Source organism: Rhodococcus koreensis, from assembly GCF_900105905.1.
Lineage (GTDB): Bacteria > Actinomycetota > Actinomycetes > Mycobacteriales > Mycobacteriaceae > Rhodococcus_F > Rhodococcus_F koreensis.
Map to the genome: position 1 here is coordinate 2,036,724 of NZ_FNSV01000005.1, position 13,226 is coordinate 2,049,949.

Sequence of the window (13,226 nt, forward strand, 5' to 3'; positions counted from 1 at the left end):
AGTTTAGTGCACGAGTCCACACTGCAACGCCACGCCGCGGAAATCGGCGGCGACCGGGACGGGAGACACCCGCCGCGCGGTCGTCGCCTAGCGTGGACGGCATGGTCGATGTCGCTGTCATTCAGTTCGCTCCCGGTCAGGACAAGCAGGAGAACCTGCGTACGGTCCGGACGCTCGCCGCCGAGGCCGCGGGCCGCGGCGCGAAGGTGGTGGTGGCGCCGGAGTACGCGATGTTCACGGCGCCCAGAACGGACGAGCGGATCGTCGAATCGGCAGAGGCCCTGGACGGCGAGTTCGTCGGCGGGCTGGCCTCGACCGCAAAGGAACTCGACGTCCATCTGGTGGCGGGAGTCAACGAGGCGCTGCCCGGGGACGACCGCATCTCCAACACCCTCGTCGCGCTCGGGCCCGGCGGCGACATCGTCGCCACGTACCGCAAACTCCACCTGTACGACGCATTCGGCTACAAGGAATCCGACGTCATCCGCGCCGGGGAGATCGGCGCCCCGGAGACGTTCGCCGTCGACGGCCTCACGTTCGGAATGCAGACCTGCTACGACCTCCGGTTCCCCGAGGTCACCCGGCGGATCGTCGACGCGGGCGCCGACGTGCTGCTGCTGCCGGCGCAGTGGGTGCCCGGGCCGCTCAAGGAGGATCACTGGTCGACCCTGATCCGGGCGCGCGCGATCGAGAACACCGTGTACGTGGCGGCCGCCGATCAGAGCGCGCGCACCGGGGCCGGGAACAGCATGATCGTCGACCCGATGGGTGTGACCCTCGTTTCGCTCGGTGAGCGGGTGGGAACCGCGGTCGCGGCGGTCGATGCGGAGCGGATCACCGAGGTGCGGGAGAAGAATCCCGCCCTCGCCCTGCGCCGATTCACCGTCAGCGAGATCTGAGCGCCCCGATCGGGAGTAGCGTCGGAGACGAGCCGTTCTCCACGATCACGGAGCGTTCGATGTTGTACACCAGTCGCGCCGACGCCGGTCGCCGACTGGCCGCCGCACTGGACCACTTGCGCGGAACCGACCTGGTGGTGCTCGGACTGCCGCGCGGCGGCGTCCCCGTCGCATTCGAGATCGCCGCGGCCCTGTCGGCACCCCTCGACGTCGTGCTCGTCCGCAAACTGGGCGTCCCGTGGCAGCCGGAACTCGCGATGGGCGCGATCGGCGAGGGCGAGTCCCGGGTGATCAACGACGACGTTCTCCGCATCGCCCGGGTCAGCAAGACGTCGCTCGCCATGGTGGAGGCGAAGGAGCGCCACGAACTCGAGCGGCGGGCACGGGTGCTGCGCGGCGGCAGGCCGCGGGCGTCGCTGAGGGGCCGCATCGCCGTTCTCGTCGACGACGGCATGGCCACGGGCGCGACCGCAGCGGTGGCCTGCCAGTCGGTGAAGAAGCTGGGCGCGGCGCGGGTGATCGTCGCGGTTCCGGTGGCGGCGCCCGAGGCGGTCGGTCGCTTGCGTGTCACCGCCGACGAAGTGGTCTGCCCCTACACCCCAGCCGATCTCGGCGGCGTCGGCAACGCGTACGCCGATTTCCATCAACTCTCGGACAGCGAGGTCACAGACCTTTTGACGCCCCGCTGACGGTCGTTCTCGAGGAATCTTCAGCTCCAGTGCAACGTTCCCGGAGGCCCTGTCGATACACCGGACAGAGCACAGAACAGACTGCCTTTGGAGGATCTCGTGACCGTCTCTGCCGATACCGTCGAAACCGTCGTTTCCGCGTGCCGCGACCGATTGGGCGACCCGTCCGGCTGGGTCACCTCCGATGCCTACCGGCACAGCCTCGCGCTCTGCATCATCGAATCGGTGCAGTCGAGCGCCGGGCACAGCGAGGTCGCCGTGGTCGACCGCTACCTGGCGTACCGGCGGGCACACCCCGATCAGCCCCTCACCGACGGCGCCCGCGACCTGCTCCGCACGTTCGAGGAGGCGGGCAGCTCGGATCAGTGGGCGGGCAAGGTCGGCTCGTACAAGCGGCGGTACACCGCCACCGGCGTGCCGATCGAGGCGCGCCACATCCAGCTGGCGGCGGAGCGACTCCACCAGCTGCGCATCAACAGCATCGACGACCTCCTCGAGGCCGCCCGGGACGAAGCCGCCCTGGAGCAGATACACGATGCGTGGATCGAGGTGTGCGGGGAGAGCAGCGACGTCACGTGGGCGCACTTCCTGATGCTCGCCGGCATCCCCGGGGTGCGGCCGAACCGGGTGGCGGACGTCTTCATCAGCGGCGCGCTCGGCATCTCGGAAGCCACCGACGACGGCCTGGCCGAGGAGATTCTCGAGGCGACCGCGACGGAACTCGGCGTCGATCCGGACCAGTTGAACTACGCGATCCGGCGCTGGCTGTCCGCCAACTCGCGCCGCCTGGAAGAGGCCGCCTGAGTTATCAGTTTACGCCGAGTTACACTAATCTCCGCTGGTCAGAACGGAAATACACATAACGGACATCGGTCCTGGTGCGAAACTAGGACAAATGTGATCGAATGCACATCCGTCATGTCGTTTCAGTGGAGGGGTCATAGTGCGTGAATTCTCGGTACCGCAGTCGTTCTCAATTCCGGAGGACGCCTCCATGGCGGACACGGTCTTCCGTCATGCCGAGGAAGACCCGAAGTTCGTTCCGTTCAAGCGCCCGGGCAACGGTGGGTGGGTAGACGTCACCGCAGCCGAGTTCGCGCAGCAGGTCTCCGCCGTCGCGAAGGGCCTCATCGCTTCGGGCGTCGAACTCGGTGACCGCGTCGCGATCCTCTCCGCGACCCGGTACGAGTGGGTCGTCATCGACTACGCGATCTGGACGGCGGGCGGGTGCACCGTCGCCATCTACGAAACGTCCGCACCCGATCAGGCCAAGTGGATCCTCGAGGACTCCGGCACGTCGCTGCTGGTCGTCGAGAACGCGAAGCAGGCCGACGCGCTGAAGGTCGTCACCGACGGCGCCCCCGACCTGCGCGAGGTCCTGCAGATCGAGGGCGCGGGCGCGATCGAGGAACTGTCGAAGCGCGGCGAGAGCGTCACCGACGAGCAGCTGCACGAGCGTCGCCACCAGGTGCGCGCGTCGTCCCCCGCGACCCTGATCTACACGTCGGGCACCACGGGCCGCCCCAAGGGCGTGCAGTTGACGCACTCCAACTTCTACGCGGAGTCCGCGGCCGTGAAGCTGGCGCTCAGCGACGCGATGTACGCGGGCAGGCGCACCCTGATGTTCCTGCCCCTCGCGCACGTCTTCGCCCGCGCCATCTCGTTCGGGGCGTTCGACGCCAAGGTCACGGTCGCGCACACCGCCGACCTCACGACGCTGCTCGACCAGTTCGCCGCGTTCAAGCCGCACTTCATCCTGTCGGTGCCGCGCGTGTTCGAAAAGGTCTACAACTCCGCCAAGCAGAAGGCGTACGACGGCGGCAAGGGCAGTATCTTCGAGAAGGCGTCGGCCACGGCGATCGCGTACAGCGAGGCGCAGGACACCGGCGGCGCCGGGCTGGGCCTCAAGCTCAAGCACGCCCTGTTCGACAAGCTCGTCTACTCGAAGCTGCGCACCGCGCTCGGCGGCGAGTGCGACCGCGCCGTCTCCGGCGGCGCCGCGCTCGGTGCACGCCTCGGTCACTTCTTCCGCGGCATCGGCGTCCCGGTGTACGAGGGCTACGGTCTCACCGAGACCAGCGCCGCCATCTCGGTGAACACCACCCGCGCACAGAAGGTCGGCACCGTCGGCAAGCCGATCGACGGCCACGCCGCCAAGATCGGCGAGGACGGCGAACTGCTCCTGAAGGGTCCCGTCGTGTTCGGCGGGTACTGGCACAACGATCAGGCCACGGCGGATTCGATCCGGGACGGCTGGTTCCACACCGGCGACCTCGGCTCGATCGACGAAGAGGGCTACATCTCGATCACCGGCCGCAAGAAGGAAATCATCGTCACCGCGGGCGGCAAGAACGTCGCGCCCGCGGTCCTCGAGGACGCCCTCCGCGCGCACCCGCTGATCAGCCAGTGCCTCGTGGTCGGCGACGGCAAGCCGTTCATCGGCGCGCTCATCACCCTCGACTCCGAGACCCTCCCGGGCTGGAAGGAACGCCACGGGCTGGCCGCCGACACCCCGGTGTCCGAACTGGTGAAGAACCCCGACCTGGTCGCCGAGATCGACGAGGCCGTCGCCGAGGGCAACAAGAAGGTGTCCAACCCGGAGCGGATCAAGAAGTACCGCATCCTCGAGGTCGACTTCACGCAGGAGACCGGTGAGCTCACGCCCACGCTGAAGCTCAAGCGCAACGTCATCCACAAGGAGCACGGCGCGGCCATCGAGGCCATCTACGCGTAAGCGGCTCCGCCGCCCGTGAGTGGTTACGGAGTCCCTGCACTCCTCAGCCGCTCACGGGCGCGCAGCGCCCAGCACGAAATCGCGGACCACCGCGGTGACGGCGGCGTGGACCTTCTCGTGCAGCAGGTCGTGTCCGGCGTCGTCGAACTCCCGTAGTTCGAGGCCCGCGATGCCCGCCGCCCAGTCCCGGACGGGATCGATCGGGGCCATGCGGTCGTCCACGCCGTGCACCGCGAGCAACGGGATTTCCAGCGAACCCAGCGCGTCCGCCGTCTGCTGCACGGCGGCGGTCTTCGGGGTCCCGCAGAGAATCGCGCGCCGGAATCCGGAGTCGCCGCGCAGGAGAAGTTCCATCGAGACGGCGGCCCCGAGGGAGTGCCCCATCAGCACGCGCGGGACGTCCGGCGCGTGCTGCTCCGCGAGGCGGGTGACGAGCGCGGCGTCCTCCGCCAGCTGCGCGACGGTGCCGGGGTGGTCGCCCTCGGACAGGCCGTGACCTGCCTGGTCGATTCCCCACACCCCGATTCCCGCCGGCGTCAGCCCGCGCGCGAACCGGTGGTAATGCCCCGTGTGCTGCCCCATCCCGTGCAGAAACACCAGCTGGACGACGGGTCCTCCCACCGCGCTCCAGTGCCGGTAGTGGACTCGTCCGGAGTGGCCGTCGAAGAAGGGCATGGCTGCCATTCTGGACGTGTCGCACCCCGATGGCACAATCGGCCGGGTGAACTCACCGGCAGAACTGGGGACGTAGCTGTGTTCCTCCTCGACGACACCATCGTCTACAGCGCCAGCGACCTCGCCGCGGCCGCCACCTGCGAGTTCGCGTTGCTGCGTCGATTGGATGCCACGCTCGGGCTCGGCGGCGCCGGCACCACCTCCACGTCCGTCGACGACGATCCGATGCTGCGACGGACGTCGAGCCTGGGCGACGCCCACGAACATCGCCGGCTCGAGCAGTTCCGCACCGAGTACGGCGACGGGGTGGTCACGATGGACCGGCCCGAGTACACCACCGTGGGCCTGTTCGACGCGAACCTGGCCACCGTGGAGGCGATCCGCGGCGGCGCCGACGTCGTGTACCAGGGCACGTTCTTCGACGGCCGCTTCCTGGGTTTCTGCGACTTCCTCGTCCGCGACGGCGACACGTACGCCGTCTACGACACCAAGCTGTCGCGGCACGCGAAGGTGCCGGCTCTCCTCCAGCTCGCCGCCTACGCGGAAGCCCTCGCCGGCAACGGCATTCCGACGTCCCCGGACGTCCACCTGCTGCTCGGCGACGACAGCGACTCCGCGCACCCGCTCGGCGACATCGTCCCGGTGTACTCCGCGCGACGCTCCTCGCTCGAACGGATTCTCGACGAGCACCGCGACGAGCAGTCGGTCGCGGAGTGGGGCGACCCCCGGTACACGGCGTGCGGCCGCTGCGACACGTGCACTCCGGAGGTCGAGCAGCACCGCGATCTCCTGCTGGTGGCCGGAATGCGCTCGACGCAGCGGAGCAGGCTGATCGCGGCCGGGATCGGCACTCTCGACGCGCTCGCCGCGCATGCGGGCAGTGTCGACGGGCTGCCCGAGCGCACCCTCGAATCGTTGCGCGCCCAGGCTGCCCTGCAGCTGCGGCAGGAGTCCTCGGGCACCCCCGAGTTCCAGCTGTACGCCCCGCAGGCCCTGGGTGGGCTGCCGGAACCGGACGACGGCGACATCTTCTTCGACTTCGAGGGAGACCCGCTGTGGGCCGAGAACGGTTCCACCGACTGGGGTCTCGAATACCTCTTCGGCGTGGTCGAGGGTCCCGCCGGCGCCGCCGTGTTCCGGCCGTTCTGGGCGCACGACCGCGCGGAGGAGCGGCAGGCGCTCGTCGACTTCCTCGACTACGTGACGGCGCGTCGTCAGCGGTACCCGAACATGCACGTCTACCACTACGCCGCGTACGAGAAGTCCGCGCTGCTGCGGCTGGCGGGGCGGCACGGCGTCGGCGAGGAGACCGTCGACACCCTGCTGCGCGACAACGTCCTCGTCGACCTGTACCCGGTGGTGCGCGGGTGCCTGCGGATCGGCGAACGGTCCTACAGCATCAAGAAACTCGAACCGCTGTACATGCCGGAGCAGCCGCGCGACGGCGACGTCACCAATGCCGCCGCGTCGGTGGTCGCGTACGCCGACTACTGCGATCACCGGGACAACGGCCGCGACGAGGAGGCCGGTGCACTGCTGCAGGGCATCGCCGACTACAACCAGTACGACTGCGATTCCACGTTGCGGCTGCGCGACTGGCTGATCGGGCAGGCGCGGACGCACGGCGTGGGCCTCCGGCCGCCGGGCGACGGGCCCACCCCGGTGACCGAGGAATACACGTCCGCAGAGGCGGCGTTGCGCGAATTCGCCGGGCACGGTCCGAGCGAGCACCGGGGCCACGACCAGCAGGCCGCCGCCCTCATGGCGGCGGCGGTCGGCTATCACCGGCGTGAGCGGAAACCGTTCTGGTGGGCGCACTTCGATCGGCTGGTCGTGCCGCACGACGAACTGTCGGACATCCGGGACGTCCTGGTGGTGTCGTCCGCGGTCGTCGAGGAGAACTGGCACAAGAGCAGCCCCCGGCAACGCAAGCTGCGCCGGCGTCTCGAGCTCACCGGCCGGTTCGGCACCGGGAGCACGGTGGGTACCAAGACCACGATGTACGCGCTGTACGACACTCCCGCACCGGAGGCGGTCGCCGGCGACAACCCGCAGCAGCGGGGTACGTGCACCGTAAACGTGCTCGAGGTCGGGAAGGACGGCCGCCGCCGCGACGTGGTGATCGTCGAGGAACTCCTGAACGGCGAGGAGTACGGACAACTTCCGACGGCGATCACCCCCGGGCCACCGATCACGACCGCCCGCATCGAATCGGCGATCGCGGTGGCCGCGGACGGCATGTGCTCACCGCTGCCGGAGCTTCCGCTGTGCGCGTCCGTGGACATCCTGCGGCGGTCCGATCCGCGCACCCGGAGCGGGAATCCGCTCCCGCCCGTCGACGGCACGGACTACGCGGGCGCGATCACCGCGGCCCTGCTCGACCTCGAGAACTCGTACGTCGCCGTGCAGGGTCCGCCCGGCACCGGCAAGACGTACACCGGGGCCCGGGTGATCAAGGCACTCGTCGAGCAGCACCACTGGCGGATCGGTGTGGTCGCGCAATCGCATTCGGTGATCGAGAACATGCTCGGCGGCGTCGTGAAGGCCGGGCTCCCCGCCGAACTCGTCGCGAAGAAGGACGGGCGGCATCGCGCCGCGACATGGACCGACATCAGTTCCAACGACTACCCCGGCTTCATCGACCAGGCGGAGGGGACGGGCTGCGTGATCGGCGGAACCGCCTGGGATTTCGCCAACACCGACCGCGTTCTGCCCGGCAGCCTCGACCTGCTGGTCATCGACGAGGCCGGGCAGTTCGCTCTCGCCAACACCATCGCGGTGGGCGGCGCGGCCCGCAATCTCCTGCTGCTCGGCGATCCCCAGCAGCTCCCCCAGGTCAGCCAGGGCACCCATCCGGAACCGGTGGACGCGTCGGCTCTGGGGTGGCTCGCCGAGGGTCACGGGGCGCTGCCCGCGAGCCGGGGCTACTTCCTCGAACGCACGTGGCGGATGCACCCGCAGCTGTGTGCTCCCGTCTCGACGTTGTCGTACGACGGCAAGCTGCGTTCGCAGGAATCGGCCAGTGCCGCAAGACGACTCGACGGCATGGACGCCGGGGTGCACACCGTCTTCGTCGACCACCAGGGCAACGCTACCCAATCCCCCGAGGAATCGCGGGAAGTGGTCAACCGGATCACGAAGCTGCTCGGATCCGGCTGGACCGACCCCAGCGAATTCGAGGGCACCCGCCCACTCGACGAGTCCGACATCCTGGTGGTGGCGCCGTACAACGCGCAGGTCGGGTTGATCGAACGCGATCTGGCCGCCGTCGGCCTCGACAGGGTCGAGGTGGGCACGGTCGACAAGTTCCAGGGGCGGGAGGCGGCCGTCGCCATCGTGTCGATGACCGCGTCCGCGATCGAGGACGTGCCGCGCGGCATGTCGTTCCTGCTGTCGCGGAACCGGATGAACGTGGCCGTCTCACGCGGCAAGTGGGCGGCGATCATCGTCCGATCGGAATCGCTGACCCAGTACATGCCGAGCACCCCGGAAGGACTGACCGAACTGGGTGCCTTCATGCGGCTCACCGATCAGCCGAAGCACTGACCCTCGCCGCGGTAGGTGGGCACGGCGGTGCGGGATCCGTCCGACTCGACGAGGTGCACCTCGGTGAACCGCTCGCACAGCTCGCCGGCCTTTGCGTGCCGGAACCACACCCGGTCGCCGATGCCGAGATCGGCTGCCGCTCTTCCGGTCACGGGGGTCTGCACCTCGCCGGCGCCCTCGTTGCGCAGTAGCTTCAGGCCCGTCGGCCACATCGGTGCGGGCACACGGCTGCGCCCGGCGGGTCCGGAGGCGATGTAGCCGCCACCGAACAGCGTCGCGATGCCGGGTGCCGGCCGCCGGACCGTCGAGAGGGCGAAGTACAGAGACGGGTGCGGGCGGAACGAGCGGTACCGGTCGAAGAGCGTGGGCACGTACAGACCGGAACCGGCGGTCACCTCCGTCACGACCGGGTCGGCGGAACTCACCTCGAGCGAGCCGGTGCCGCCGCTGTTGACGATCTCGAGTACCCCGACTTCCGACTGCACGGCGTTCACCACGGAGCCGCGACGGGTCGCGAGTTCCCTGGCGGACGCCCGCTTCATCCAGCCGATCGGCGGGCTGGAGTCGGGCAGTCCCGCGATCTGCGCTTCGTAGAACATGACTCCGACAACCGCAAACCCGCGCGCGGCGGCGCGTTTCGCGAACGCGGCGACGGCGGACGGCTCGCGGAGCGGGGAGCGGCGGACCCCGATGTGGACGGGTCCGAGTCGCAGCGACGCGTCCACGTCGATGCACAGCCGGGCCCGGAGGGACGTGGCGCCGGCGGCAGCGGACACGAAGTCGAGGTGGTCGTCGCCGTCGACCATGAGGGTGATCCGGTTCAGCAGTTCGGGTTCGGCCGCCAGTTCGGCGAGGGCCCCGCGGTCGGCGGTCGGGTAGCCCATGAGGATGTCCTGTGCGCCGTGCCGGGCGAGCCAGATCGCCTCGCGAAGGGAGTACGCCATGATCCCGCGGAAGCCGCCGGCCGCGGTGAGATTCTCACCGAGCGCGACCTGGAGTACCGCACGGCAGCGGACGGATTTGCTGGCGACCCGGACCGGGGTGCCGGCGGCGCGCCGGACCAGGTCGGCGGCGTTGGCACGCAGTGTGGGCAGGTCGAGCGCGGCCAACGGCGGGTCGATCTCGGTGGTCGAGGCGATGAGACGGTCGAGCGTGGGCGTCACAGTTCGTCCAATCGTTGGGCATCGATCTGCGACGCCAGTCAACCATTGAGTTGGACGATTGTCCAGATCGCGTGGACCGGATCAGGCCTGCTCGACCGCCTTGGCCGTGATCACCTGCACCATCTCGTCCAGCGCCGCGATCATCGCCTCGCTGTCCCGGTCGACGAGCCACCGCAGCACGAGCCCGTCCAGCATGGCCAGCCCGAACCGCGCGATCGACTCGACCGGAGTGCCCCAGCCGACGCCGGCGATCCGGGCGCACTCGGCGAGAAACTCGATCGCCTCCTCGTCCATCGTCCGGTACTGCTGACCGGCAATATCGCCTGCCCGCTCGCTCCCGGACGCCCGGTGCCGCAACGCCTGCGCGGTGATCTCGTACGTCAGCAACTGACGGTCCGGGGTGGCCTCGATGATCGGCCACATCCCGCTGATCCCGATGTGGAGCAGTTCTCGCAGACCGTCGATCCCGCGCAGGTCCGGCGCGTGCCGCACCTGACCGAACGCCAGCCGCATCGACGCGCTGAGCTGCAGAACCAGGCTCTCGCCCATTGCGGCGAGGAGCTCCTCCTTGCTCTCGAAGCAGTAGTGCACCACACCGAGAGAGACACCCGCCTCCTCCGCCACGGCACGCACCGTGACCGACGCGACGCCGCGCTGCTCCGCGATGGCCAGCGCCGACTCGACGAGTTGGGCACGACGTTCATCCGCAGGAAGCCTGTTCAGCATCCTCTGATCGTAGAACCTGAGGGGGCCTCCCCCGCGACCAACACGGACGCCCGACCAACCCGGCATTTGCCTGGACGAGCGTCCAGGTTCATGATGGGCGAATGGCACAGGACACATGGCGCAACTGGGCGGGCACCGAGACGGCGAACCCGCTGCGCTTCGCGACCCCACGCTCGGTGGCGGACCTCCGCGCACTCGTCTGCGGTGCCGCGCGGCAGGGACAGCGGGTCAAGGCTGTGGGGTCGGGCCACTCCTTCACCGGGGTCGCCGTCACCGACGGCATCCTCGTCAGCCTCGACGCCCTCACCGGCATCGAATCCGTCACCCTCGACGAACCGGCGGGTGCCCTCGTCACCGTCCTCGCCGGGACGCGACTGCACGATCTGAGCGAGCAACTCTGGCACCGCGGTCTGGCCATGATCAACCTGGGCGACATCGACGTGCAGTCCGTCGCGGGTGCGCTGTCCACCGGAACACACGGCACCGGAGCGCGTTTCGGAGGTCTCGCGACCCAGGTCCGCGCCCTGCAGGTGGTGCTGGCGGACGGCTCGGTGGCCGACTGCTCCCCCACCGAGAATCCCGAACTGTTCGAGGCGGCACGCCTGGGCCTCGGCGCGGTCGGCATTATCTCGAAGGTCACGATCCAGTGCGTGCCGAACTACGTGATGCACGCCGTCGAGAAGCCGGAGTCGCTCGATGCCACCCTCGACCGTCTCGACCACGACCGCGCCACGATCGACCATTTCGAGTTCTACTGGTTCCCGCACACGCGCCGCGTCCTGACGAAGCGCAACACCCGGCTACCCGGCGACACCCCGACGTCTCCTCTCCACCCGGTCCGCGCCTACGTCGACGACGAACTGCTCTCCAACGTCCTGTTCGAGGGCATCAACAGGGTGGCGAGCCTTGCGCCGTCGACGATTCCGAAGATCAACCGGCTCTCGTCCCGCATGCTGAGCGCGCGCGAGTTCACGGACCGCAGCTACCGGGTCTTCGCGTCGGAGCGCCGGGTGAAGTTTCGGGAGATGGAGTACGCGGTACCCACCGAGGCACTTCCGGACACTCTCGCGGCGATCGACGCGTGGGTGGAGAAGTCCGCTTTCACGGTCGCGTTCCCCGTCGAGGTGCGCTTCGCCGCGGGTGACGACGTGTGGCTGTCGACGGCGAACGGGCGGGACACGGCGTACATCGCGGTGCACCAGTATCACCGCCGCGACCACGAACCGTACTTCTCCGCCGTCGAGGCCATCGCCCGGGAGGCGGACGGGCGGCCGCACTGGGGCAAGATGCACGGCCGCACCGCCGAGGACCTGCGGCCCGTATACCCGAACTTCGACGAGTTCCTCGCCGTGTGCGACAAGTACGATCCCGAGCGAATGTTCGACAACGCGTACCTCCGGACCGTCCTCGGTCGCTAACGTGGACTAGGTGGCCCCCAGTCGATCTTTCGACCGTCGCAACTTCCTTCGCGTCGCAGGTGCCTCCGGGGCGGCGGCGTTCGGTGCCGCGATACTCGGTGCCTGCGGGGAACGCCTGCACGATCCGGAGGTTCCGCCGCTGCCCGACGGCCTGTCCGTTCCGAGTGGCGGAGCGGTGTCCGAGTTCACGCCCGTCGACAAGGCGACGTGGCGCGTGCAGGGGGATCCGCTGGTCGCCCCGACCGGCGACGGACCCCTCGCCGGTATGCGACTGGCCGTGACGGACCTGTATGCCGTTGCGGGACAGCAGATCGGCGCGGGCAGCGGGCGAAAACTCGCCGAGGCGCCCGTCGAAACCGGTACCGCCGCGGTGGTGGCACGCCTCCTCGGGCAGGGCGCCCGCGTCGTCGGTCTGACGCAGACCGACGACCTCGGTTACGGACATTCCGGCGTCAACCAGCAGTTCGGGACGCCGCCCAACCCCCGCGCCGAGGACCGCCTGCCCGGCGGCGCGACGTCGGGGGCCGCGAGTGCGGTCGCGCAGGGCGCCGCCGACATCGGACTGGGCGTCGACACCACCGGTTCCGTCCGCATCCCCGCGTCGTATCAGGGCCTGTACGGTTTCGCGCCGTCCCGGGGCGCCGTCTCCACCGACGGACTGTTCCCGCTGTCCCCCACGTTCGACACCCCGGCGTGGGTGTGCAGCGACGTCGACACCCTCGTCGCGGTGTCCGGCGCCGTTCTCCCCCTCACCGCGGAGACCCCGTTCCGCGGCGCGCTCACCTCGGACGGCATCAACGCCGTCGCCGAGGCGGGGGCGCTCGGCGCGGTGCGGCGCGCCCTCACCGCGTGGGAGAAGAGTTCCCTTCCGCGGCTGACGTGGACCGACACGGACATCGGGCGGCTGCCCGACTGGTACGACGCCGTCGTCGACGTGCAGGGCTACGAGGCGTGGCGGCTGCACGGCGAGTGGGTGAGCCAGGCGATGTCGTCGCTCGGCGACGAACCCGGCCGCAATTTCGCCGACGCCAGCCGCATCTGGGAAACGACGTACGGGCGGAAGCTGACCATGCTCGCCGAGGCGTCGCAGACGATCACCGCGTATGTGGGTGACCGCCTGCTCCTACTGCCCGCCACGTCGTCCGTCGCCCCCGAGCGGGCGAGCGACCCCAGCGGCGGACGGTTCCGGAACACGATGCGCGCCACCGGCATGCTCACGTGCCTCGCGAGCATCTCGGGGTTACCCAACGCGACCGTGCCGTTGCGCACCGACGACGGGGTTCCCGTGGGCCTGTGCCTGGTCGGGCCGTACGGCCGCGACCGCGACGTCCTGGCCGTCGTCGCGAGTCTCGGCGACACGGGGCTGACGGACTGAC

Annotated in this window: 10 protein-coding genes; 7 read left to right on the plus strand and 3 right to left on the minus strand. The window is 69.5% G+C overall.

The window, feature by feature from the left end; all coding sequences use genetic code 11:
* Positions 1 to 101: 101 nt before the first annotated feature.
* The 4 genes from BLV94_RS14200 to BLV94_RS14215 all read left to right on the plus strand — a co-directional run bounded on the left by BLV94_RS14200 (position 102) and on the right by BLV94_RS14215 (position 4,322).
* Positions 102 to 899: a carbon-nitrogen hydrolase family protein gene (locus BLV94_RS14200; RefSeq protein ID WP_072948353.1), complete on the plus strand. Its 798-nt coding sequence runs from the start codon at positions 102 to 104 to the stop codon at positions 897 to 899.
* A gap of 59 nt (positions 900 to 958) precedes the next feature.
* Complete coding sequence (locus tag BLV94_RS14205) at positions 959 to 1,588, plus strand: phosphoribosyltransferase (RefSeq protein ID WP_072948351.1); 630 nt, start codon at positions 959 to 961, stop codon at positions 1,586 to 1,588.
* 99 nt (positions 1,589 to 1,687) lie between these two features.
* On the plus strand, positions 1,688 to 2,392 hold the full coding sequence (locus tag BLV94_RS14210) for a heme peroxidase (protein ID WP_072948405.1): 705 nt from the start codon (positions 1,688 to 1,690) through the stop codon (positions 2,390 to 2,392).
* 139 nt (positions 2,393 to 2,531) lie between these two features.
* Entirely contained in the window at positions 2,532 to 4,322 is a 1,791-nt protein-coding gene (locus BLV94_RS14215; RefSeq protein ID WP_072948349.1) for an AMP-dependent synthetase/ligase, read from the plus strand.
* Between the two features lie 51 nt (positions 4,323 to 4,373).
* Here BLV94_RS14215 and BLV94_RS14220 read toward each other — a convergent pair whose 3' ends face one another.
* Positions 4,374 to 4,997 (minus strand): alpha/beta hydrolase, encoded by a 624-nt coding sequence (locus BLV94_RS14220; RefSeq protein WP_072948404.1) that lies wholly within the window; start codon positions 4,995 to 4,997, stop codon positions 4,374 to 4,376.
* A gap of 78 nt (positions 4,998 to 5,075) precedes the next feature.
* On the opposite strand from BLV94_RS14220, the gene BLV94_RS14225 reads away from it, so the two are divergent.
* Positions 5,076 to 8,543, plus strand: coding sequence for a TM0106 family RecB-like putative nuclease (locus tag BLV94_RS14225; protein ID WP_072948347.1), 3,468 nt, complete (start codon positions 5,076 to 5,078; stop codon positions 8,541 to 8,543).
* Here the strand turns inward: BLV94_RS14225 and BLV94_RS14230 are convergent.
* Both BLV94_RS14230 and BLV94_RS14235 read right to left on the minus strand, forming a co-directional pair.
* Positions 8,528 to 9,706, minus strand: coding sequence for an amino acid deaminase/aldolase (locus BLV94_RS14230; protein WP_072948345.1), 1,179 nt, complete (start codon positions 9,704 to 9,706; stop codon positions 8,528 to 8,530). The genes BLV94_RS14225 and BLV94_RS14230 overlap by 16 nt on opposite strands.
* Before the next feature lie 81 nt (positions 9,707 to 9,787).
* Positions 9,788 to 10,432 carry a TetR/AcrR family transcriptional regulator gene (locus BLV94_RS14235; RefSeq protein WP_072948343.1) on the minus strand — a complete coding sequence of 215 codons (645 nt, stop codon included), beginning with the start codon at positions 10,430 to 10,432 and terminating at the stop codon, positions 9,788 to 9,790.
* A 101-nt stretch (positions 10,433 to 10,533) separates the two neighbouring features.
* Between BLV94_RS14235 and BLV94_RS14240 the strand changes: the two genes are divergently transcribed.
* Positions 10,534 to 11,850 (plus strand): D-arabinono-1,4-lactone oxidase, encoded by a 1,317-nt coding sequence (locus BLV94_RS14240; protein ID WP_072948341.1) that lies wholly within the window; start codon positions 10,534 to 10,536, stop codon positions 11,848 to 11,850.
* A 10-nt stretch (positions 11,851 to 11,860) separates the two neighbouring features.
* Positions 11,861 to 13,225 carry an amidase family protein gene (locus BLV94_RS14245; protein WP_072948339.1) on the plus strand — a complete coding sequence of 455 codons (1,365 nt, stop codon included), beginning with the start codon at positions 11,861 to 11,863 and terminating at the stop codon, positions 13,223 to 13,225.
* Position 13,226: the final 1 nt, after the last annotated feature.